This is a genomic window from Pseudonocardia sp. ICBG162, assembly GCF_020496225.1.
Lineage (GTDB): Bacteria > Actinomycetota > Actinomycetes > Mycobacteriales > Pseudonocardiaceae > Pseudonocardia > Pseudonocardia alni.
In genome coordinates, this window is sequence record NZ_JAHLJD010000031.1 from 1,224,712 (window position 1) to 1,246,923 (window position 22,212).

Genomic DNA, 22,212 nt, shown 5'->3' on the forward strand with positions numbered 1-22,212 from the left:
GGTGTCCGGCGACCTCGTGAGACGGGCCGCTCTCGCGTGCCGGTGCACCATGAAGCCTTTACCGTCGAGACCATGACGTCCGAGGCGCTGCCGATCCAGCGGCCGGTCGATCCCGCTTCCCCCGGCACCTCCGACGTGCCGAGCGGCCCGTCGCCCCGTCATTCGAGGGTCGCCGTCGTGGGTGCGGGGTTCACCGGACTCGCCGTGGGCCTGGCCCTGCTGCGGCGGGGTGTGCACGACTTCGTCCTGCTGGAGCGGGCCGACGACGTCGGCGGGGTGTGGCGCGACAACACCTACCCGGGGGTCGGCGTCGACACGCCGTCGCCGCTGTACCAGCTGCGTGCCATGACCAACCCGGACTGGAGCGACCTCTACGCGCCCGGCCACGAGGTGCAGGACTACGCACGGCGCCTGGCTCGCTCGACCGGCCTGCTCGACCACGTCCGCTTCGATGCCGACGTGCTCTCCGCCCGCTGGGACGCCGCGGACGCCCGCTGGCGGATCGCGACGCCGTCCGGGGAGTTCACCGCGGACGTGCTGGTCAGCGCGGCCGGGCTGGTCGCGGACCCGAAGCTGCCCGACGTCGAGGGCCTCGCCGAGTTCCCCGGCCCGGTGTTCCACTCGGCCCGCTGGGACCACGACACCGACCTCACCGGCTCGCGCGTCGCGGTCGTCGGGACGGGTGCGACGGCGATCCAGCTCGTCCCCGAGCTGCAGCCGCGCGTCACCGAGCTGCACGTCCTGCAGCGCACCCCGGCCTGGATCCTGCCCAAGCCCGAGCGGCCCGTCGGCGAGCGCACCCGTCGCACGCTGGCGGCGAACCCGCTGCTGTGCCGGATGCAGTTCGACGTCATCTACGTCGGCGCCGAGCTGCTCGCCGCGACCCGGCGCTCGCGGCTGCTGCGCGAGGCGCTCACCCGGGTCGGCCGCAGGCACCTCGCCGCCCAGACGCCCGACCCGCAGCTGCGCGCGCGGCTCACCCCCGACTTCGACTACGCCTGCAAGCGGCCGCTGGTCTCGAACGACTACCTGCCCGCGATGAGCGCGCCGAACACGACGCTGCACACCGGTGGGCTCGCCCGGGTCGAGGGGGCGGACCGTCGTCTCCGGCGACGGCAGCCGCGCCGAGGTCGACGCGATCGTGCTGACCACCGGGTTCGAGGTCGGCGCGACCGCCCCGATCGCGCGCCGCATCCACGACGCCCACGGCCGGTCGCTGCACGACCACTGGGGCGCCTACCCGCGCGCCTACCTGGGGATGAGCTACCCCGGCTTCCCGAACCTGTTCCTCATGCAGGGTCCGAACGCGACCAGCGGGGCCAGCTCGACGCTGCTGTTCTCCGAGGCCCAGGCCCGCTACGTCGCCGACGCCGTGTGCCGGATGGCGGCCGAGGGCATCCGCGCGCTCGACGTGAAACCCGCCGTCGAGGAGCGCTGGACGCGGCGGATCCGCCGCCGCTCGGCCCGCACCGTCTACGAGACCGGCGGCTGCGCGAGCTACTACCAGAACGACGAGGGCGTCAACGTCGTCATGTGGCCGGCCAACACCGCGGAGTACCAGCTGCGGACCCGCCGGTTCCGACTGTCGCCGTTCGACGTCGAGCGGGGCCGGACCGGTGCCGGGCGCCCGCTGCACCCGTTGCGCCCGGTCCGGCTCGCCGCGACGGCCTGAGTCACCCGCGGGGCGCAGCCCCCCAGTCGGCGACCTCGCCGAGCAGGCGCTGGACGGCCTCGTCGTCGAGGAACGACGAGGTGAACGAGTTGGCGGCCAGCGTGCGGAGCTGGTCGTCGGTGAAGCCGAGGCCCTCGCGGACCGCGGCGTAGTTCGCGTCGACGTAGCCGCCGAAGTAGGCGGGGTCGTCGGAGTGCACCGACACGTTCAGCCCGGCCGCGAGCATCTCCGGCAGCGGGTGCAGCCCGATGCCGGGGACGCAGGCGAGCCGGACGTTGGACAGCGGGCAGACCGTCAGCGGGGTGCGATCGCGGACCAGGCGGGCGACGAGGGCGTCGTCCTCGATCGCGCGGATGCCGTGGTCGACGCGCAGCACGCCCAGCTCGTCGAGGGCCTCGGTCACGTAGCCCGCCGGTCCCTCCTCGCCGGCGTGGGCGACCGGCTTGAGGCCCAGCCCGCGGGCCCGCTCGAACACCGAGGTGAACTTCGACGGCGGGTGCCCGACCTCGGCCGAGTCGAGCCCGACCCCGACGATCCGGTCCAGGTACGGCTCGGCCGCCCGCAGGGTCTCCTCGGCCTCGGCGGCCGACCGGTCGCGCAGGAAGCAGAGGATCAGCCCGGCGGAGACGTCGTCGGCGTGGTGCTCGATCGCGTCGGTGAGCCCACCGATCACGTCGCCGATCGCGACGCCGCGGGCGGTGTGCGCCTGCGGGTCGAAGAACATCTCGACGTGCCGGACCCCCTGCTCGGGGCAGATCCGCAGGTAGGCCGACGCGAGCGCGGCGAAGTCGTCGCGGGTCCGCAGGACGGCCATGTTGGCGTAGTAGACGTCCAGGAAGGACTGCAGGTCGGTGAAGTCGTAGGCGGCCCGCAGCTCCTCCACCGAGGCGTACGGGAGGTCGACGTCGTGCCGGCGGGCCAGCTCGAACACGGTCTCGGGTTCGAGCGTGCCCTCGATGTGCAGGTGCAGCTCGGCCTTCGGCAGCGGCGGGGTCCCGGTGGTCGTCACCGGGACATCATCCCGCGCCGCTCCGGGCGGTCAGGAGCTGGTGACCGTCGACGTCATGTAGGCCGAGACCTGGTGGCCACGGGAGCGGTCGCGGGCCGCGGCGCTCGCGCGGGCGCGCTGCGCCGCGGTGCGCACCGGACCGGCCGCCCAGTGCCGCCCGCAGTCCCCGGCGGCGACGACGGCGCGCCCCGCACCCGGGCGGGAGGGCAGGTCCGGCAGCCGGGACGGCTCCCGGTGCCCGGCACCGCCGAGCAGCTCCTCGGGCGTGGCGGACGGGGCGGCCGGGACCGCGGTGGCCGGGGTGGTGACGGCCGCCGCGCCGGTGGGCTCCCAGGTCGCGTCGGCGAACAGCTCGGCGCCGCGCCGGGCCGCACGGACCCCCGCGGCGACGGCGCGCCGGGCCGGGCCCGGGCGGGCCGGGCCGCTCTGCGGGGCGCTCACGAGCAGGCCCGCCTCGAGGTCGTCGAGCACCGCGTCGGCGGCGTCGGCGGTCCACTCCGGCCGGTCGTCGCCGCGGACGGCGACGACGTGCACGTCGCCGGTCAGGGTCGGGGCGAGCGAGGTGACGAACGAGACCGCCCACGCGGCCGACTGCTCGTCCCCGCCGATCGCGACGATCCCGCCGGCGCCGCGGCGCAGCATGCCGGGCAGCGCGGCGTGGGTGAGGCGCATCGTCGCCGTCATGCCGAGGTCGACGCTCGCCCGCCCGGCGTCCGGTGCGGCGCCGGCCGCGTCGGCGAGCGCGTCGTGCACGAGGACGTCGACGGCCGGGGCCTCCGGTCCGGCGAGGTAGGCCTCGAGCCGGAACAGGCCGTGCCGGGTGCCGAGGTCCGCGAGGAGCACGTCGGCGCGGATCCCGTACCGGGCGGCGAGCTCCCGGGCGGTGGGGGCGACCCGCTCGGGGTCGCGGGTGACGAGCAGGAGGTCGTGTCCGCGCGCGGCCAGTCGGTCGGCCAGAGCCGCGCCGAGACCCGTACCGCCGCCGGTGATGAGAGCCATAGCCACACGATCAGGCTAGCGGTACCCGTTCGGCTTAACGCGTTCGGGTGGTCACATCGCGTTGCGGTGGATCAACGCTGCGTAGATACCCGCAGATCAGGACTCGATCGCGGGACGACGGGCGTGCAGCCCCTCCTCCAGAGCGGTGGCGACCTCGGCCAGATCGGCGAGCAGGTCCTGCATCCGATCGGCGGAGATGCCGACGGGCGCGGCGGCCAGCACCCAGGCGTCCTCGGCCCAGAGGAGCTCGACGTCCTCGCCGACCGCGTCGCTGGCGTCGGCGACGCGCGGGGTCAGCAGCGGGCGGACGGCGTCGGCGTCGCTGACGAAGGCGTAGCGCTCACCGACCGGCTCGAGCAGGTCGAGACCGGCGTCGTCGGGCAGCGGGGCCGAGGGCAGCCGCAGCTCGACGGCGGCGGGCAGCGACTCGTGCACCTGCACCGCGCAGAGCACCGAGCTGATCCGGCCGGCCTGCTCGTGGTCGAACGCGTAGGCCTTGCGCGGGCCGTCCGGGGTGGGGACGTCGCCCGAGACCAGGTTGCGGGCCACACCGGGGCCGCCCTGGTGGATCGTCCCGTAGCGCCAGCGGCTGGGCAGGACAGGATCGGACTCGAGGTACTCCCACTCCCGCATGGACGCCCAGCGGCGGCGGTCCCGCGTCGCGCCCCCGCGGAACCGGTCGAACAGCAGCAGACCGACACCGACGACGATCGCGACGAGGGCGATGACGAACCAGACCGACATGCCGGGCAGCGTAGTCCCGACGGGCCCCGTGGAGTGGTAACGCCACGGCTCCGGACGTGCACGTTCGTCGTACACGGAGCCTCAGCCGGCGGCCGGCTCGTCCCACTCCGCTGCCGTGGCCCGGCGGGCGGCGTCGTTCTTGCCGTACTCCAGCACGGCGTCCTGCCCCCGGGTCACCGTCTGTTCGACGGCCTCCCGCGCCGGCGACGTCGCGATCCCGGGCAGCAGACCGGTCCGCATGGTGTCCTCCAGCCTGTGTGCGACCGCGCTCGCCTTTTCCAGCAGGGAGACGACCTCCTCGACCCGGCGGACGATCGTGCGGGAGAGATCGACGGCGTCGAGGACGAGGACGGCGATGCCGACCGGGGCGGCGACCCCCGCGGTGACGGCCGCGCCCGCAGCCCACGCGAGCAGCTTCGGGACCAGCCACACGACGAACTCGGCGATCAGGTCGCGCACGATCGCCCGCTCGGTGCCGACGACGGACGCCGAGGTCAGCACGACGTCGGCGACCCCGTGGGCGGCCTCGGACAGGCGTCGTGCGGCGTCGACCTGCGTCGCGGCGGCCCCGTGGAACGCGCCCCCGGCGGTCCCGGTCCAGGCGTCCGGGGCCGCGAGGACGGTCTCGATCTCCGGGAGGAGGGCGGCCAGCTCCCGGGAGATCTGCTGCCAGTCCTTCGCCCGGGCCTCGATCTGCCGGGGGTCCCCGCAGAGCCAGTCGAGGGGCTCGCTCAGGAAGGCGAAGTGCTCGATGGCCCATCCGACCCCGGCCGCCCCGAGCTCCGACAACGGGTCGGCGACCAGGCCGAGCGTGTCGAGCCCGGCCACGGTGGCGGCGACGCCGATGCCGGCGCCGTCCTGTTCCCCCGCCGCCGTCCCGAGGTCCTCGATCGAGGAGAACACGCCCGCCCCGTCGAGGGGGCCCGGCCCCTCGACGTCCACCGGAGCCGTCACCGGTCCCCACCGACCGGGGCCGGGGCGGGCGGGACGTCGACCTCGCCGAACATGGTGGCCGCCCGGAGCTCGGTGTCGAGATAGGCCGCGACGGCCTCCCGGGCGGAGGTCGCCAGGTCGTGCAGTGCGGACGAGAGGGACTCCAGCGCCCGGACACCGGACCGCATGGCCGCGGTGGCGTCGGCCGAGAAGAAGTCCCCGATGACGCCGTAGGCGTCCGTGTCGAGCTCCGCGAGGGACGGGCGCATCCCGGCGACCGTGGAACCCGCGTCGTCGAGGACACCGGCGTGGGTCGCGACCGTGTCGGGGACGACCCGGATGTCCGGGGAGGTCACCGCCCGCCCTCCCGCGTCAGCGGCGCCATGATCCGTTCCACCTGCGCCGCCGCGTCCGCCGCGGCCTCCCGGCTCAGCCGCAGCACCGTCTCGGCGAGCCGGGCCCGCGGCATCTCCTCGGCGCGCACGCCGAACTGCAGGTCGGTGAGGCTCCCCGACGGGTCGACGGTGACCACGACCGCACCGTCGCGGGTGCGTGCGGTCGCGGTCACCGTCGCGACCCGGTCCCGGGCCTGCTCGGCCCGGACCCGGATCGACTCGATGCGGGTGCGGTACTCGTCCAGCCAGGTCCGCCCGGCGTTCGGCTGCTCGGCGGTGAAGTGCTCCATGGGCCCCGACGATGACGTGCACCGCCGGTGCCCACGGGCGAACCGGTGGATCAGTTCGCGATCGCGACCGCCGGGTCGGCGGTGGCCCCCACCGCCTTGCCCACGATCAGGCCGCCGGTGCCGCCGTCGGCCGACGGGTCCAGGTCGACCCGGACCGTGTCGCCCTCGCGGACGCCGCCGGACAGCAGCTCGCGGGCGAGCTGGTCGCCGATCGCGGACTGCACCAGCCTGCGCAGCGGGCGCGCGCCGTAGACCGGGTCGAACCCGTTCATGGCGAGCCACTCGCGGGCCGCGTCGGAGACCTCCAGCGACAGCCGCCGCTTGGCCAGCCTGCGCCCCAGCACCCCGACCTGGATGTCGACGATGTGGGTCAGCTCCTCGGTCGACAGCGCGTGGAAGACCACGACGTCGTCGAGCCGGTTGAGGAACTCCGGCTTGAAGTGCGACCGGACGACCGCCATGACGGCGTCCGTGCGCCCCTTCTCGTCCAGGGACTGGTCGGCGATGGCCTGGCCGCCCAGGTTGGACGTCAGCACGAGGATCGTGCTGCGGAAGTCCACCGTGCGGCCCTGGCCGTCGGTGAGACGGCCGTCGTCGAGCACCTGCAGGAGCGTGTCGAAGACGTCCGGGTGGGCCTTCTCGACCTCGTCGAGCAGCACGACGCTGTAGGGCCGCCGCCGCACCGCCTCGGTGAGCTGACCCCCCTGGTCGTAGCCGACGTAGCCGGGAGGGGCACCGACGAGGCGGGCCACCGAGTGCTTCTCGGAGTACTCACTCATGTCGATGCGGATCATCGCCCGCTCGTCGTCGAACAGGAACTCCGCGAGCGCCTTGGCCAGCTCGGTCTTGCCGACGCCGGTGGGCCCGAGGAACAGGAACGAGCCGGTCGGCCGGTTCTCGTCCGCGACGCCGGCACGCGCCCGGCGGACCGCGTCGGACACCACGCGCACGGCCTCGGCCTGGCCGACCACCCGGTGGCCCAGCTCGTCCTCCATGCGCAGGAGCTTGGCGGTCTCGCCCTCCAGCATCCGGCCGGCGGGCACGCCGGTCCAGGAGCTGACGACGTCGGCGACGTCGTCCGGGCCGACCTCCTCCTTGAGCATCACGTCCTCGGCCCGCTCGACCGTCTCGGTGGCGGCGGCGAGCTCCTTCTCCAGCTGCGGGATGCGCCCGTAGCGCAGCTCCGCGGCCCGGCCCAGGTCGCCGTCGCGCTCGGCCCGCTCGGACTCGCCGCGCAGCTGCTCCAGCTGCTCCTTGAGCTCGCGGGTGACGTCGATGGCGCTCTTCTCGTTCTGCCAGCGCGCGGTCAGCGCGGCCAGCTCCTCGCGCTTCTCGGCCAGCTCGGCGCGCAGGGCGACCAGCCGATCCTTCGACGCCGCGTCGCTCTCCTTGTCGAGCGCCATCTCCTCGATCTCCAGGCGGCGGACGGCCCGCTCCACGGTGTCGATCTCCACCGGGCGCGAGTCGATCTCCATCCGGAGCCGGGAGGCGGCCTCGTCGACGAGGTCGATTGCCTTGTCCGGGAGGAACCGGGCGGTGATGTAGCGGTCCGACAGCGCGGCCGCGGCGACCAGGGCGGCGTCGGTGATGCGGACGCCGTGGTGCACCTCGTAGCGCTCCTTGAGCCCGCGCAGGATGCCGACGGTGTCCTCGACGGACGGCTCGCCGACCAGCACCTGCTGGAAACGGCGCTCCAGCGCCGGGTCCTTCTCGATGTGCTGGCGGTACTCGTCGAGCGTGGTCGCGCCGACCATCCGCAGCTCACCGCGGGCGAGCATCGGCTTGATCATGTTGCCGGCGTCCATCGCGCCCTCGCCGGACGCGCCCGCACCGACGATCGTGTGCAGCTCGTCGATGAAGGTGACGACCTCGCCCGCGGAGTCGGTGATCTCCTTGAGGACGGCCTTGAGCCGCTCCTCGAACTCGCCGCGGTACTTCGCACCGGCCACCATCGACCCCAGGTCGAGGGAGACGACGCGCTTGCCGCGCAGCGACTCGGGCACGTCACCGGCCACGATGCGCTGGGCCAGGCCCTCGACGATCGCGGTCTTGCCGACGCCCGGCTCGCCGATCAGCACCGGGTTGTTCTTGGTGCGCCGCGACAGCACCTGGACGACGCGGCGGATCTCGGTGTCCCGGCCGATGACCGGGTCGAGCTCGCCCTCGCGCGCCCGGGCGGTCAGGTCCTGGCCGTACTTCTCCAGTGCCTGGTAGCTGCCCTCGGGGTCCGGGCTGGTCACCCGGGCCGAGCCGCGGACCTTGCCGAACGCCTCGCGCAGCGCGTCCGGCGTGGCGCCGTGGCGCGCCAGCAGCTGGGCGACCGGGCCCCCGGACCGCGCGAGCCCGACGAGCAGGTGCTCGGTGGAGACGTACTCGTCGCCCATCTCGGTGGCGAGCTGCTGGGCCGCGGTGATGGCGGCCAGCGCGTCCCGGGACAGCTGCGGCGCACTCACCGACGACCCCGACGCCGACGGCAGCCGGTTGCCCAGCGCGGTCAGCTCGGATCGGACGGCGGCCGCGTCCGCCCCGACGGCGGCCAGCAGCGGCGCGGCGATGCCGTCGCCCTGGGCCAGCAGGGCACCCAGCAGGTGGGTGGGCCCGACGTCGGGGTTCCCGGCCAGCGTCGCGGCCTGGACGGCTGCGGAGATGGCCTGCTGGGTACGGGTGGTGGGGTTGAAGGAGTCCATGCTCCGCGTTCCTCCCGGTCCTTCTGAGGTCGATGGTCTGTGGATGGGGAGCGGCACCCCGGGCCGCTGCTCCACAGTCTGCCCGGCCGGTGCGCCTCTCGACAGGGTCAACCGCAGAAAAGTTGAGTCCATTCCACTCAACACCGGAAAGTTCCCGGGAACGACCGCGGCCCGCCCGGAGTGATCCGGACGGGCCGAGGGTGGAACGGGTGCGACGATCAGCGCTCGCTGTTGTCGATCACCGTGATGCGGTTGTCGTTGTCGCTGAAGTTGCCGTTCAGGTTGTCCCGGACGTTGTCGTTCAGGAAGTCGCTGCAGTTGCCGGCCTGGCCGATGTTCGAGCCGGCGATCGGGGCCTGGGCCAGGGCGTTGGCCGAGCCCTCGGTGACGATCTTGCCCTTGGCGTCGGCGTCGCCGCCCTCGAAGGCGCAGGCCTTCGCCGGGGCGCCGTGGTGCTCGCCCTTGTCGTGGCCGTAGTCGCCCGCGAAGGCGAACGGCGCGGCCGCGGCCAGCGTGGCGGCGGTACCGGCGACGACGAGGCCGAGCTTCTTCTTCGACAGCATGTCTGACTTCTCCTGTGGTGTTTCCGATGCAGGACGACGCGAGCGGCACCCGGAGCCCGTGGGTGTCGCCTGCCGTCCGATCGCCCGGGGGTTCGACCGAGCGTGCTCGGTCGGTGACGATCTGCTGCTGTCAACGACCGGGATCGACCGGAGTCACGGCTTCCGGTTCACTCGATCGGAGTATCCTCTGGTGCGCAACCGTCGCCCCAGGTCAGCGGCCGTGCGGGCGGCGCCGGAGCGTCCGCGAGGCCCCCGCGCCGAGGTGCGTCGTGCTCGGGAACCGGCGCCGGGAGGGCCGCGGCACCCGCGGCTCGGTCCCCTTGGCGCCGAAGAAGTCGCCACCCTTGCGGGCCGGGTCGTCGGTCCCCCAGGCGCGCCGCTGCGTCACCCGCTCCATCCGCGGGATGTGCTTGCGGCAGTGGATGTAGGCCTCCTCGACGTCCACCACCACCCAGCGCTCGGCGCGGCGGCCGGCGGCGTGGTCGCGCGCGTGCCCGGGGTAGACGGCGCGGAAGGCGTCGTCGTCCATGATCCGGGCGCGGCCGTTGACGTGCAGCCCGATCAGCGACTCGGTGAAGTCGACCATCAGCATCCCGACGTGCGGGTTCTCCACCAGGTTGCCGAGGCTGGCGTACACGCCGTTGCCCCGGTACTCGGGGTAGGCCAGCGTGTGCGGGTCCAGCACGTGCAGGAACCCGGGCGGGCCGGCCCGCAGCGAGCTGTCGCACTCGCCGTGCGCGTCGGACGTCGCGACGAAGGCCATCTCCATCCGTCCGACGAACTCGATCATCCGCGGCAGCAGCCGGTCGCGGAGCTGGTCGTCGTAGAACCGGCCGGCGCGGGCGGAGCTGCCCACCTCGGCCTGCAACGCGTGCTCACCCGCGGAGCCGGGCCGGTGCGGTCCGTCCGGGACCTCCGGGGCGTCGGGCACGCCGCGCTCCGGGGTCGAGGGGACGACCACCGGCGGCGTGGCCGGACGGTCCCGTCCGGGCAGGACGACGGCGGGGATTCGCAACGGCACAGGACAACCGTGCCATCCGGCGCGGCCAGGACCAAACGATCACGGCTCCGACCGGCCCGGGACACCGCCACGTCGGCATTCCGCGCGATGGACGCTATCCTGACCACGGCGCTACCCACGCCATGACGAGTGACCGCCGTCCCCGAACGGATGATGAGTGACAATGCGTACCCGCTCACCACACCCTGGCGGGTCGGTCGGCGTACGCCGTTCCGGCGGATGGAGTCTCTCGCGTACCCTAACCGGCGGAACGCGGGCGTCGACGCCCGGTGTCACCGCGGCACGGAGCACGACCGAGGAGAGTGTCCGCCAGGCATGACTGCTGACCAGCTGATCGCCGGCGACGTCGCCCCGCCGCGACGCCCCGCCTCGGAGGCGGACCGCACCGTCGAGCTCATCCGGACCAGCTTCGCCCTCGTCGAGCCGCAGGCCGAGGAGATCGGCAAGCACTTCTACGCCACGCTGTTCAGCCAGGCGCCCGAGACGCGTGACCTGTTCCCCGTGAACATGGAGGTGCAGCGCAGCCGGCTGCTGCGCGCCCTCGTGCACGTGGTGCAGATGGTCGACCAGCCCGACGACCTCGTCCCGTTCCTGCAGCAGCTCGGCCGCGACCACCGCAAGTTCGGCGTGCTGTCCCAGCACTACGACGCGGTCGGTGCGGCGCTGCTCTCCGCGATCGCCACGTTCGCGGGCGAGAACTGGACCCCGGAGATCGAGAAGGCCTGGACCGGCGCCTACGGGATCGTCGCGGACGCGATGCAGCAGGCCGCCGCGGCCGAGCGCGGGCCCGCCTCCTGGCTGGGCCGGGTCGTCGAGCACCGCCGGATCGGCTGGGACCTGGCCGTGGTCACCGTCGCGACCGACCAGCCGGTGCCGTACCAGGCCGGCCAGTACGTCTCGGTGGAGACGCCGCACCGCCCGCGGCTGTGGCGCTACCTGTCCCCGGCCAACGCCCCGCGTCGGGACGGGACGATCCAGTTCCACGTTCGCGCGGTCGAGGGCGGCTGGGTCAGCCGCGCGATCGTCGCGCACAGCCGGGTCGGCGAGACCTGGCGGATCGGTCCGCCGATGGGCCGGATGGCCGTCCCGCAGAACACCCGTCGCGAGCTGCTGATGGTGGCCGGCGGCACCGGCGTCGCCCCGATGAAGGCGCTGCTCGACGAGGTCGGCCGGCGCCCCCAGCCGCCGCGCACCCAGGTGTTCGTCGGCGGCCGCACGTGGGACGACCTGTACGACTTCACCTCGCTGCGCAAGCTGTCCTACAACTACCCGTGGCTCGACGTCATCCCGGTCGTCGAGTACGAGGAGGAGCCCTCCGGCGCCGAGACCGGCACCCTGGCCGACGTCGTGACCCGGTTCGGTGCCTGGAGCGACCACGACGTCCTGGTCTGCGGGTCGCCGTCGATGATCCGCTCCACGGTGTCGCGGATGCTGGTCGCGGGCACGCCGCTCGACCGCATCACCTACGACCCGTTCACGATGGACTGAGCGGGCCCGTACGCCACGACGGCCGCCCTCCCGCACCGGGAGGGCGGCCGTCGCCGTCGCGGGGGGCCGGTCAGAACGCCTCGGTGGTGCGCACCGACAGCACGTGCAGCTCCCGGCTGCCGGTGAACGCGTCGCGCCCGTGCAGGAAGCGGTAGTTGTCGAGGACCAGCAGGTCCCCGCTCTCCAGCCGGAACCGCGGCGCGGCCTCGAACGCGGTGGCGAGCACGTCGGCGTAGGACTCGATGTGCTCGAGGTGGGTGTCCCAGTACGGCTCGCGCGGCACCGGCAGCGCGTAGTCGCTGGCCCGGACGGCGCGCCGGCCGCCACGGGTGTGCTCGATCATCCGGCGCAGCAGCGGGGTCGACGGCACACCGCGCGGCGGGTTCGTCCGGCTGCCGAAGAAGTCCACGTCGCAACCGGTCAGGAACCCGTGCAGCGACGGGTGCTCCGCGGCGAGCCGCTCGGCGAGCACGTAGCCGTCGACGAGCACCGAGTCGCCCCCGGATGGCGCCGGGGAGGTGCAGTGCATGAACAGGAAGTCCTCGTCGGGGTCGCGCAGCCGCACGGTGCGGCCGTGCACGTCGGCCTCGAGGAACGCGCCGTCGTTGTGCAGGCCGAGGACCGGCGAGTCGGTCCCGCCCTGTGGCCGGATGCCGAACAGCTCGCGAAGCCGTCCGCCGAGCAGGGTGGCCGCGGCCACGACCATCGCCTCCGGGTCCGGGCCCGCGCCGGGGATCCGGACGACGCCGTCGCGGGCCAGCACCTCCCGGGCCTCGCCGAGCGACGCCGCGCGGGGCACGACCCCGGTCTCGTCCACCAGGCTCTTGAGCTCCGGTCGCGCCTCGCCCCTGCGCCGTCCGTCGGTTCCGGTCATCGCCACGACGTACCTCCTGCCGTTCATCCGTACTCGCAGCAGTCTGGCAGGAACGAGGCGATGTCAGAACTGTCCGGTCGGACCGGTCGTCCACCGGCGCTCCAGCCCGCGGCCCAGCGAGGTGACGAGCAGCGCCGTCCCGACGACGGCCAGCGCGGGCAGCAGGACGAGCTGCGGGGCGTTGAACAGGAACTGCCGCCCGTCTGCGAGCATCGCCCCCCACTCCGGGGTGGGCGGCTGCGGACCGAGCCCGAGGAACGACAACCCGGCCACGGTCAGCAGGACGTTCGCGAACCGGAGGCACAGGTGCGACAGCAGCGGCCGGGCGAGGTTCGGCAGCACGTGCCGGAACGCGATCCGCAGCGGCCCGGCGCCGACGGCGACGGCGCCCTCGACGTACTCGCGGGCGCGTTCGCGGACCACGAGCTGGTAGGTGAGCCGGGCGAACGGCGTCCACCCGGCGACGACGATCGCCACCAGCAGCGACCACACCCCCGGCGCCCCGCCGGACGCGGCGACCACCACGAGCCCGATCAGCACCGCCGGGATCGCGACGAGCACGTCGATGGTGCGCTGGAACAGCTGCCCGACCGCCCGTCCGCACCAGGCGGCGAGCACGCCCAGCACCGTCCCGATCCCCGCGCACAGCGCGAGCGCGACCAGGGTGAACCCGACCGAGAGCCGGGCGCCGACGGCGAGCCGGGCGAGCACGTCGCGGCCGAGCTGGTCGGTGCCGAGCGGGTGCGCGGCCGACGGCCCGGCGAAGCGGTGGGACAGGTCGTTGGCGACCGGGTCGAGCGGCAGCAGGGCGACCACGACGAGCACCCCGAGCAGGACCAGCGCCCCCACCTGCCACCACGTCGAGCGCCGGGCGGTGCGCGCGGGTGCGCCCGCCGGGCGGGCCAGGGCCGACGCGGTCACCGGACGGCGCTCCGGGCGACCGGGTCCAGCGCGAGCGCGAGCAGCTCGGCGAGGATCCCGGCGACGGCGGCGACCAGCACGATCGCGAGCAGCCCGGCCTGCACGACCGGCAGGTCCTGGCCGAGCACGGCGTCGTAGAGCAGGCGACCCAGGCCGGGGATCGCGAACAGCACCTCGACCACGACCGAGCCGCCGAGCAGCCCGCCGAGGAACAGCCCGGACAGGGAGGTGACCGAGGTCAGGGCCAGACGGCCGCCGTGGCGCCACAGCACCCGTTCGTCGCTGATGCCCTTGGACCGTGCGACGGCGACGTGCGGGCGGGCCAGCGCGTCGACGGTCTCGGCGCGCACCAGCTGGGCGGCGAGCGCGGCCGGGAACGCGGCGAGGGTGAGCACCGGCAGCACCGCCTGGTCCACGTCGCCCCAGCCGGTCGCGGGCAGCACCGGCACGGTGACGGCGAAGGCGAGCACCAGCGCCGTCCCGAGCACGAACTCGGGGATCGCGACGCCCAGCACCGAGCCGGTGGTCAGGACCCGGTCGAGCCGGCCGCCGGGACGGCGCGCGGCGCGCACCCCGAGCGGGATGCCCACCAGGGCCGCGAGCACCAGCGCGGCGACGGTGAGGGTCAGCGACACCCCGAGCGCGGGCCAGAGCAGGCCCGAGACGGGGGTACGGCTGGTCCAGGAGATCCCGAGGTCGCCGCGCAGCAGCGCGCCGGCCCAGCCGGTGAACTGGTCCCACCAGGAGCCGTCGAGGCCGTACTGCTCCCGCAGCGCGGCCAGCACCGCCGGGTCCGGGTCGGACTCCCCGGTCCGGCTGCGCAGGATCGCGAGCGCGGTGTCCTGGCCGGAGAACCGCGGGAGCAGGAACACCAGCACCGCCGCGGCCACGGCGACCAGCGGCAGCGCCAGCAGCCTGCGCGCGACGAGTGCGGTCACTCCGTCGTCGCCAGCCCGGGGACGACGAGCGACTTGGCCAGCGGGTCGACGGTGTAGCCGGTGACCCGGTGCCCGACGCCGTTCGCGTTGGTGTGCACCAGCGGGACCCCGACGACGTCGGCGTTCAGCTTCGCCGCGGCCTCGGTGAAGACCTTCTGCCGTGCGGCCGGGTCGGTCTCGGTGGCCAACGGGGCGAGCAGGGCGTCGAACTGCGGCGAGCAGTAGTGGTTGAGGTTGTAGGAGCCCTGGCAGGTGTAGTCGGTGGTCAGCGTGGCGCCGGCGTCCGGCACGTCGAGCAGGTAGCTGCGCGAGAGCAGGTACATGTCGAAGTCACCGGCGAGCAGCTGCGGCTCGCGGGCGTCGTAGTCGCCGATGCGCACGGTGGCCTCGATGCCGGCCCCGCGGAGCATCTCCTGGACGGCGGTGGCCAGCGTGGGGAGCTCGGGGCGGGCGCCGTAGGCACCCAGCTCGACGCGCAGCGGGTTGCCCGGGCCGTAGCCGGCCTCGGTCAGCAGCTGCCGGGCGCGCGCCGGGTCGGCGGGCGGCGGGGCGTCCTGCGAGCCCCACGCCACGGCCGGGCCGAACAGCTCCGAGGCCGGGATCGCCGACCCGGCGAGCGCCTGCTCACCGAGCGCGGTGCGGTCGACGGCGGCAGCGACGGCCTGGCGGACCCGGATGTCGTCGAAGGGCTTGCGGGACTGGTTGAGGATCAGCGAGGCCGTCCGGGGCGCGGCGACGGTCTGGTTCACGTACTCGTCGCCGGTGAACTCCAGCGCGCTGGACTCGGGGAGCTCCTGGGCGATGTCGGCGTCACCGGCCCGCAGGGCCAGGGCGCGGGCGGCCGGGTCGGGCACGAAGTTCGCGGTGACACCGGCCAGCTGCGGGCGCTCGCCCCAGTAGCGGTCGTTGCGGGCGAGGGTCACCGACTGGGTGCCGTTCGCCTGGGTGATCGTCATCGGGCCGGTGCCGGTCTGCTGGACCGACGGCGGGGTGGCCCGGTACGCCGACGGCGCCAGGATCGCGGTGTTCGCGCTGGACAGCCGCAGCGGCAGGATCGGGTCGGGCTTCGTCGTCGTGACGCGCACGGCGTCCGCGCCGTCCGCGGCCGCCTGCAGGCCGATCCCGCGCACCGCGCGCGGCGGCGCGGCGACGCCGGCCACCCAGTTCAGGGCGGTCGCGGCGGCCTGCCCGGTGAGCGGCTCGCCGTTCTGGAAGGTCACGCCGGGACGCAGCTCGAACCGCCAGGTCCGCGGGTCGGGCTGCTGGGCCCACGCCGTCGCCAGTGCGGGTCGCGGCTGCCCGTCCGGCCCGGACGCCACCAGGGACTCGGTCACACCCAGCTGGGAGACGACGAACGCGTCGTCGGTGTCCACCCCGTAGCCGGCCGACGGGCCGAAGGCCATCGCGATGGTGGCCTGCCCGTCCGGGACGACCCGGCCGCTCCCGCCGCCGGTGCCACCGCATGCGGTCAGGACCGCGGCACTCACCGCCAGGGCGGCGGCGACCCGCAATCGGGAACGACGGGGTGCTACGACGGCGCGCGCGGCGGGCATTGCGACCTGTCCTCTCCGGCGCCCTCGACCGTGTGTCACCCGGCGCCCGGAAGATCTTCGGTAAGCCTGTACACACGGTCAAGCATCTTCATGCATGCGCATATGTCGTTACTGCCATCGAGTCGCGACTGCAGAGGGCGACCTGGTACCACTTCATGGTGCTCCGCAGTCTCCTCCGCCGACCCGCCGATCCCGAGTCGGACCCGCGTCCCGCGGCCCCGCTCCGCGTGGGTCGCTGGGCGCACTTCAGCGGGCTCCCGCCGGTCATGAAACTGCTGATCAGCACCCAGCTGGCCTTCAACGTGGGCTTCTACATGGTGCTGCCCTACCTGGCCACGCACCTGGCCGAGGATCTCGGGCTCGCCGCGGCCGCCGTCGGGCTGGTGCTGGGGCTGCGGACGTTCAGCCAGCAGGGGCTGTTCGTGATCGGCGGGACCCTGACCGATCGGTTCGGTGCGAAGCCGGTCGTGCTCGCCGGGTGTGCGCTGCGCGTGACCGGATTCATCCTCCTCGGGGCCGCCGGCACGCTGCCCGCGGTCATCGGCGGGGCGCTGCTGACCGGGTTCGCGGCCGCCCTGTTCTCGCCGGCCGTCGAGTCGTCGCTGGCGCGGGAGGCCGGGGAGCGGGAACGCGCCGGGGAGGGCCCGCCGCGGACCGAGGTGTTCGCGATGTTCGCCGTCGCCGGTCAGGTCGGGACGATCACCGGGCCGCTGGTCGGCACCGCGCTCATGCTGGTCGACTTCCAGCTGGCCTGCCTGGTCGCCGCCGTCGGCTTCGTGCTGGTGGGGCTGGCGCACTGGCGGTGGCTGCCGTGGCGGGAGGCCGAACAGGCCGGACGGCCGATGCTCGCGGGCTGGGGCGAGGTGCTGGGCAACCGTCGCTTCATGCTGTTCGCGGCCGGCTACTCGGGCTGGCTGCTGTCCTACAACCAGCTGTACCTGGCGCTGCCCGACGAGCTGGAGCGCATCGGCCGCACCGCGGCACTGGGCTTCCTGTTCGTGCTGATGTCGGTGCTGGTCATCACCCTGCAGATGCGGGTGACGACGTGGGGCCGCCGGATCGGGGCCGGCCACTCGGTGGTGCTCGGGTTCTGCCTGATGGCCGCGTCGTTCACCGTCGTCGCGGTGGCGCGGCTGCTGCCGGGCCTGCCGGGGTGGTGGGCGCTCGCACCCGCGGTGCTGATGGTGCTGCTGCTGACCTTCGGCGAGATGTTCGCCGTGCCCGTCGCGCAGGACCTGGTGCCCCGGCTGGCCGGGGAGCGCAGGCTGGGCGCCCACTTCGGGGTGCTGGCCTCGTTCGGCGGGCTGATGGTGCTCGTCGGCTCGACGGGCGTCGGCGCGCTGCTGGACCCGGCGTTCCCGCCGTCGCTGCCGTTCGCGGTGCTGGCCGCGGTCCCGCTGCTGGGCGCCGTGGTGCTCGGGCTGCTGGCCCGCCGCGGGGTCCTGACGGCGGCCTGAGCCGCCCGTGCCCGCACCATCAGGGGCCGTCGCACCCCGGATGCGGTCCGCGCACCCGTCGCGGTGGGTGCGGCGGCACCCTGCGGGGTGCGGCGGGTACCGCGTGGGACTCAGCCGTCGTCGGCGGGGCGCCAGCGCACAACGGCCTGGCGCCGGTCCACCGGCACGAGGTCGCGCCGGTAGGAGCGGTGCACCGCCGCCGTGGCCTGCGCGGCGGCGGCACGGACCGCGTCGAGCTCGGCGGTGGCCTCGTCGAGGCGTGCCGAGAGCTCGTCGACCATCTGCTCCAGCTCGATGATCCGCTTGACGCCCGCGAGGTTCACGCCCTCCTCCTGGGAGAGCCGCTGCACCTCGCGCAGCAGCGCGATGTCGCGCTGGGAGTAGCGACGCCCGCCGCCCGCGGACCGGCCCGGGCTGACCAGGCCGATCCGGTCGTAGCTGCGCAGGGTCTGGGCGTGCAGGCCGGACAGCTGCGCGGCGACCGAGATGACGAACACCGGGCTGTCGTGCGCCACGTCGACGGTCAGCGGCTCCTCCCCGTCCCGGGGGGTGCGTCGTCCGGCCACCGCCATCACCTCCTGGTGCTACCGAGCAGATCGGCCCGCGGGTCGAACGACGACGTCGCCTCGGCGTAGGCCTCCAGCGCGCTCGTCGCCGCCTCGTCCAGCTTCTGCGGCACCGCCACCTCGACGGTGACCAGCAGATTGCCCTTCTTCCCGTTCTTGCGCTCGACCCCACGCCCCGACACCCGGAACGTCCGGCCGCTGGCGGTCCCCGGCGGGATCCGCAGCGAGACGGTGCTGTCGAGTGTCGGCACCGTCAGGGTCGCACCCAGAGCCAGCTCGGGGAAGGTCACCGGCACGGTGAGGGTCAGGTCGTCGGAGTTCTTGGACGACCGCCCGAAGATCCGGTGCGGGGTGACCGAGACCGTGACGTAGAGGTCACCGGCGGGGGCGCCGCCGCGACCGGGCTCACCCTGGCCCGCGAGCCGGACCTTCTGCCCGTCGTCGACGCCCGCGGGGACCCGCACCGTCAGCGACCGGGTCCGGGTGGACACGCCGTCGCCGTGGCACTCGGGGCACGGGTCGTCGATGATGCGGCCGGTCCCGCGGCAGTCGCGGCACGGCTCGGAGAACGAGAACGCGCCCTGGCTGCGGTTCACCAGACCCTGACCGGAGCAGGTCGGGCAGGTGCGCGGGGTGCTGCCGGGCCGGGACCCGGTGCCGCCGCAGCGCTCGCAGCGCCCCGGCGAGGACAGCTTGATCGGCACCGTCGCGCCGCGCACCGCGTCGTCGAAGGAGATGGTCAGGCTGCTCTCGACGTCCTGGCCGCGGCGGGCACCGGCCGTGCCGTACCCGCCCGCACCGCCGGCGTTGTTCCGCGCGGTGCGGCCGAAGATGTCGCCGAGGATGTCGCTGAAGTCGCCGGCCCCGGCACCGCCGGAGCGGCCGGCCTGGCCGAACAGGTCGTTGATGTCGAAGCCGCCCTGGCCGGCGCCACCGGGGCGCGCGCCGCCGGTGCCGAACCCGCCGAAGCCACCGCCGCCCGCGAACATCGCGCGGGTCTCGTCGTACTCCTTGCGCTTGGACTCGTCGCCCAGCACGCCGTAGGCCTCGGAGACCGACTTGAAGCGGGCCTCGGCCTTCTCGTCGCCGGGGTTCGCGTCCGGGTGCAGCTCGCGGGCGAGCTTGCGGTACGCCTTCTTGATCTCGTCCTGGGACGCCGTCGAGGAGACGCCCAGCTCGCGGTAGAAGTCCTTCTCGATCCAGTCGCGCTGGGTCACTCCGCCTCCTTCCCGATCGGACCCGCGGTGCGGCGGGAGGCCGGTCGCCTCCCACCGCACCGCGCGGTCACGTCCCTGCCCGTCCTGGTCAGGCCGGGTTCTGCGGCTCGCCGTCGCCGGCGTCCGCGCCGCCCCCGGCCGGAGCCTCGGGGCGGTCCTGCACGGTCACCATCGCCGGCCGGAGGACCCGGTCGGAGATGCGGTAGCCACGGCGCAGCACCGTCGACAGCACGGTGACCGTGGGGCCGGAGCCCTCGGCCGGCTCGTGCTGCACGGCCTCGTGGAGCTGCGGGTCGAAGGACTCGCCCTCGGCCCCGAACGGCTCGAGACCGAGCTTGGTCAGCACCGTGGTGACCTTGTCGGCCGCGGCCTTGAACGGTCCCGTGAGGTCGCCGTGCTGGGCGGCGCGCTCGAAGTCGTCGAGCACCACCAGCAGGTCGTTCGCGAAGGAGACCTTCGCGTCCACCTTGGTCTGCTCACGGTCCCGGTCGGCCCGGCGCCGGTAGTTGGCGTACTCGGCGCTGACCCGCTGCAGGTCCGCGGTGCGCTCGGCGACCTCGGCCCGCAGCTTCTCGACCTCCGGGTCCTCCCCGTCGGCCGGGCCCGCGACCTGCTCGCCGTCACCGGCCGGGGCCGCCGTGTCGGCGGCCCCGGTCGCGTCGGCGTCGGGACGGACCTCGCCGGTCTCCGGGTCCACCTTGCGGCGGTCCCGGAACGTCACCGGCTCCTCCTGCTTCTGTTCGTCAGCCATGTCGACCGTCCTGTCGTCCCGTGGATGGCCGCCGGCCGTCACTTGTCGCCCTTGGCGTCCTTGTCGTCGTCCACGATCTCGGCGTCGACGACGTCGTCCTGCTGCTCACCGGCGGAACCGGCCGCACCGGCGTCACCGGCCGCACCCGCGGCGCCCTCGGCACCGGGCTGCGAGTACAGGGCGGACCCCATCTTCTGGGACTCGGTGGCGAGCTTCTCCATCGAGGACTTGACGGCCTCGTGGTCGGTGCCCTTCAGCGCCTCCTGGGTCTCACCCAGGGCGGCGTTGACCGCGTCCTTGACGTCGGAGGGGAGCTTCTCGTCGTTCTCCTTGACGAACTTCTCCGTCTGGTAGACGAGGGTCTCCGCCTGGTTGCGGGTCTCCGCCTCCTCGCGACGCTTGGCGTCCTCCTCGGCGTGCGCCTCGGCCTCCTTGACCATGCGGTCGATGTCGTCCTTGGACAGGGCCGACCCGCCGGTGATCGTCATCTCCTGGCTCTTGCCGGTGCCCATGTCCTTGGCGGACACGTTGACGATGCCGTTGGCGTCGATGTCGAAGGAGACCTCGATCTGCGGGACACCGCGCGGCGCCGGCGCGATGCCGGTCAGCTCGAACATGCCGAGCTTCTTGTTGTACGCGGCGATCTCGCGCTCGCCCTGGAAGACCTGGATCTGCACCGACGGCTGGTTGTCGTCCGCGGTGGAGAAGATCTCCGAGCGCTTGGTCGGGATCGTGGTGTTCTTCTCGATCAGCTTGGTCATGACGCCGCCCTTGGTCTCGATGCCGAGGGACAGCGGGGTGACGTCGAGCAGCAGGACGTCCTTGACCTCACCGCGGAGCACACCGGCCTGCAGGGCGGCACCGGCGGCGACGACCTCGTCCGGGTTGACGCCCTTGTTGGGCTCCTTGCCGCCGGTCAGCTCCTTGACGAGCTCGGTGACGGCGGGCATCCGGGTGGAGCCACCGACGAGCACGACGTGGTCGATCTGGTTCACCGAGATGCCGGCGTCCTTGATGACCTGGTTGAACGGGTTGCGGGTGCGGTCCAGGAGGTCCTGGGTGACCCGCTGGAACTCCGCGCGGGACAGCGTCTCGTCCAGGAACAGCGGGTTCTTGTCCGAGTCGACCGTGATGTAGGGCAGGTTGATGCTGGTCGAGGACGAGCTGGACAGCTCGATCTTCGCCTTCTCGGCGGCCTCGCGGAGCCGCTGCATCGCCATCTTGTCCTTGGTCAGGTCGATGCCCTGGGAGGACTTGAACTTGTCGACGAGCCAGGTGACGATCCGCTCGTCCCAGTCGTCGCCACCGAGGTGGTTGTCACCGTTGGTCGCCTTGACCTCGACGACGCCCTCGGCGATCTCCAGCAGGGACACGTCGAACGTGCCGCCACCCAGGTCGAAGACCAGGATGGTCTGCTCCTTGTCGCCCTTGTCGAGGCCGTAGGCCAGCGCGGCCGCGGTCGGCTCGTTGACGATCCGGAGCACGTTCAGACCGGCGATCTGGCCGGCCTCCTTGGTCGCCTGCCGCTGCGCGTCCTCGAAGTACGCGGGCACCGTGATGACGGCGTCGGTGACCTCGTCGCCCAGGTAGGCCTCGGCGTCCCGCTTCAGCTTCTGCAGGACGCGGGCGCTGATCTCCTGCGCCGCGAAGGTCTTGCCGTCGATCTCCGGCGTCTTCCAGTCGGTGCCGATGTGACGCTTGACCGAGCGGAAGGTGCGGTCGGAGTTGGTGACCGCCTGGTTCTTCGCCGACTGACCGGTGAGGACCTCACCGTTGCGCGCGAACGCGACGATCGACGGAGTGGTGCGGGCACCCTCCGAGTTCGCGATCACCGTCGGCTCGCCACCCTCGAGGACGGCGACGACGGAGTTGGTGGTCCCGAGGTCGATACCGACCGTACGAGCCATGGTGACTGCCTCCGAGATGTGTGGGGTGTGAGTGCGTCCGGCTCAAGTTGTACCAGGCCGGGGAGCGCCTCGTGCATCGCCCTTGAGTGGGTCCTGCTCAACTTGCTCTCATGGGGGTCAACGGGCGACCCGGAAGACTTGTTCCCGGGGGACTCAACTTTTATCCACGACGTTCGCGGGTGCTCCGAACGGCCGTCGACGGGGGTGGGGCGGGCTAGCCTGTGGCC

At 73.6% G+C, this 22,212-nt stretch carries 20 protein-coding genes and 1 pseudogene; 4 read left to right on the top strand and 17 right to left on the bottom strand.

The annotated features are described in order from the left end of the window. Window positions 1-72 precede the first annotated feature (72 nt). Window positions 73-711: pseudogene (locus tag KPL60_RS35270) on the top strand (flavin-containing monooxygenase); the annotation flags it as partial. A gap of 358 nt (window positions 712-1,069) precedes the next feature. After that, entirely contained in the window at window positions 1,070-1,672 is a 603-nt protein-coding gene (locus KPL60_RS30735; RefSeq protein ID WP_226368291.1) for a hypothetical protein, read from the top strand. A gap of 1 nt (window position 1,673) precedes the next feature. Here KPL60_RS30735 and KPL60_RS30740 read toward each other — a convergent pair whose 3' ends face one another. From KPL60_RS30740 to KPL60_RS30780, 9 genes are all read right to left on the bottom strand, one after another. Then, window positions 1,674-2,681, bottom strand: coding sequence for an adenosine deaminase (locus KPL60_RS30740; protein WP_226367972.1), 1,008 nt, complete (start codon window positions 2,679-2,681; stop codon window positions 1,674-1,676). A gap of 30 nt (window positions 2,682-2,711) precedes the next feature. After that, window positions 2,712-3,680: an SDR family NAD(P)-dependent oxidoreductase gene (locus tag KPL60_RS30745; RefSeq protein WP_226367973.1), complete on the bottom strand. Its 969-nt coding sequence runs from the start codon at window positions 3,678-3,680 to the stop codon at window positions 2,712-2,714. Between the two features lie 96 nt (window positions 3,681-3,776). Then, window positions 3,777-4,424 carry a hypothetical protein gene (locus KPL60_RS30750; RefSeq protein ID WP_062403935.1) on the bottom strand — a complete coding sequence of 216 codons (648 nt, stop codon included), beginning with the start codon at window positions 4,422-4,424 and terminating at the stop codon, window positions 3,777-3,779. Window positions 4,425-4,505: 81 nt separating this feature from the next. Continuing rightward, window positions 4,506-5,378, bottom strand: coding sequence for a hypothetical protein (locus KPL60_RS30755; RefSeq protein WP_226367974.1), 873 nt, complete (start codon window positions 5,376-5,378; stop codon window positions 4,506-4,508). Then, complete coding sequence (locus KPL60_RS30760) at window positions 5,375-5,713, bottom strand: type VII secretion target (protein WP_226367975.1); 339 nt, start codon at window positions 5,711-5,713, stop codon at window positions 5,375-5,377. The genes KPL60_RS30755 and KPL60_RS30760 overlap by 4 nt, the downstream gene beginning before the upstream one ends. Continuing rightward, the gene (locus KPL60_RS30765; RefSeq protein WP_226367976.1) at window positions 5,710-6,042 is read right to left on the bottom strand and encodes a YbaB/EbfC family nucleoid-associated protein; all 333 of its coding nucleotides are present in this window, start codon (window positions 6,040-6,042) and stop codon (window positions 5,710-5,712) included. Before KPL60_RS30765 ends, KPL60_RS30760 begins: the two co-directional genes overlap by 4 nt. A gap of 50 nt (window positions 6,043-6,092) precedes the next feature. Next, the gene (gene clpB / locus KPL60_RS30770; protein ID WP_226367977.1) at window positions 6,093-8,729 is read right to left on the bottom strand and encodes an ATP-dependent chaperone ClpB; all 2,637 of its coding nucleotides are present in this window, start codon (window positions 8,727-8,729) and stop codon (window positions 6,093-6,095) included. A 218-nt stretch (window positions 8,730-8,947) separates the two neighbouring features. Next, window positions 8,948-9,292, bottom strand: coding sequence for a hypothetical protein (locus KPL60_RS30775; RefSeq protein ID WP_226367978.1), 345 nt, complete (start codon window positions 9,290-9,292; stop codon window positions 8,948-8,950). Window positions 9,293-9,503: 211 nt separating this feature from the next. After that, window positions 9,504-10,313 (bottom strand): pyridoxamine 5'-phosphate oxidase family protein, encoded by an 810-nt coding sequence (locus tag KPL60_RS30780; protein ID WP_226367979.1) that lies wholly within the window; start codon window positions 10,311-10,313, stop codon window positions 9,504-9,506. 315 nt (window positions 10,314-10,628) lie between these two features. On the opposite strand from KPL60_RS30780, the gene KPL60_RS30785 reads away from it, so the two are divergent. Then, window positions 10,629-11,801 (top strand): globin domain-containing protein, encoded by a 1,173-nt coding sequence (locus KPL60_RS30785; protein ID WP_226367980.1) that lies wholly within the window; start codon window positions 10,629-10,631, stop codon window positions 11,799-11,801. 70 nt (window positions 11,802-11,871) lie between these two features. Here the strand turns inward: KPL60_RS30785 and KPL60_RS30790 are convergent, their stop codons facing one another. The 4 genes from KPL60_RS30790 to KPL60_RS30805 form a co-directional block, all read right to left on the bottom strand. Then, on the bottom strand, window positions 11,872-12,675 hold the full coding sequence (locus tag KPL60_RS30790) for a TauD/TfdA family dioxygenase (protein WP_226368279.1): 804 nt from the start codon (window positions 12,673-12,675) through the stop codon (window positions 11,872-11,874). 63 nt (window positions 12,676-12,738) lie between these two features. After that, window positions 12,739-13,596 (bottom strand): ABC transporter permease, encoded by an 858-nt coding sequence (locus KPL60_RS30795; protein ID WP_226354359.1) that lies wholly within the window; start codon window positions 13,594-13,596, stop codon window positions 12,739-12,741. Beyond that, on the bottom strand, window positions 13,593-14,534 hold the full coding sequence (locus KPL60_RS30800) for an ABC transporter permease (RefSeq protein WP_226367981.1): 942 nt from the start codon (window positions 14,532-14,534) through the stop codon (window positions 13,593-13,595). The genes KPL60_RS30795 and KPL60_RS30800 overlap by 4 nt, the downstream gene beginning before the upstream one ends. Then, complete coding sequence (locus tag KPL60_RS30805; RefSeq protein WP_226367982.1) at window positions 14,531-16,087, bottom strand: ABC transporter substrate-binding protein; 1,557 nt, start codon at window positions 16,085-16,087, stop codon at window positions 14,531-14,533. The genes KPL60_RS30800 and KPL60_RS30805 overlap by 4 nt, the downstream gene beginning before the upstream one ends. A 266-nt stretch (window positions 16,088-16,353) precedes the next feature. Here KPL60_RS30805 and KPL60_RS30810 point away from each other — a divergent pair, with 266 nt between their 5' ends. Beyond that, entirely contained in the window at window positions 16,354-17,544 is a 1,191-nt protein-coding gene (locus KPL60_RS30810; RefSeq protein ID WP_226367983.1) for an MFS transporter, read from the top strand. Between the two features lie 110 nt (window positions 17,545-17,654). Here KPL60_RS30810 and KPL60_RS30815 read toward each other — a convergent pair whose 3' ends face one another. The 4 genes from KPL60_RS30815 to dnaK all read right to left on the bottom strand — a co-directional run bounded on the left by KPL60_RS30815 (window position 17,655) and on the right by dnaK (window position 21,985). After that, on the bottom strand, window positions 17,655-18,110 hold the full coding sequence (locus tag KPL60_RS30815) for a heat shock protein transcriptional repressor HspR (protein ID WP_308016861.1): 456 nt from the start codon (window positions 18,108-18,110) through the stop codon (window positions 17,655-17,657). A gap of 5 nt (window positions 18,111-18,115) precedes the next feature. Continuing rightward, window positions 18,116-19,327, bottom strand: coding sequence for a molecular chaperone DnaJ (gene dnaJ / locus KPL60_RS30820; RefSeq protein WP_226367984.1), 1,212 nt, complete (start codon window positions 19,325-19,327; stop codon window positions 18,116-18,118). A gap of 88 nt (window positions 19,328-19,415) precedes the next feature. Further along, window positions 19,416-20,078 (bottom strand): nucleotide exchange factor GrpE, encoded by a 663-nt coding sequence (grpE, locus tag KPL60_RS30825; RefSeq protein ID WP_226354363.1) that lies wholly within the window; start codon window positions 20,076-20,078, stop codon window positions 19,416-19,418. A 38-nt stretch (window positions 20,079-20,116) separates the two neighbouring features. Next, window positions 20,117-21,985 carry a molecular chaperone DnaK gene (gene dnaK, locus KPL60_RS30830; RefSeq protein WP_226367985.1) on the bottom strand — a complete coding sequence of 623 codons (1,869 nt, stop codon included), beginning with the start codon at window positions 21,983-21,985 and terminating at the stop codon, window positions 20,117-20,119. Window positions 21,986-22,212: the final 227 nt, after the last annotated feature.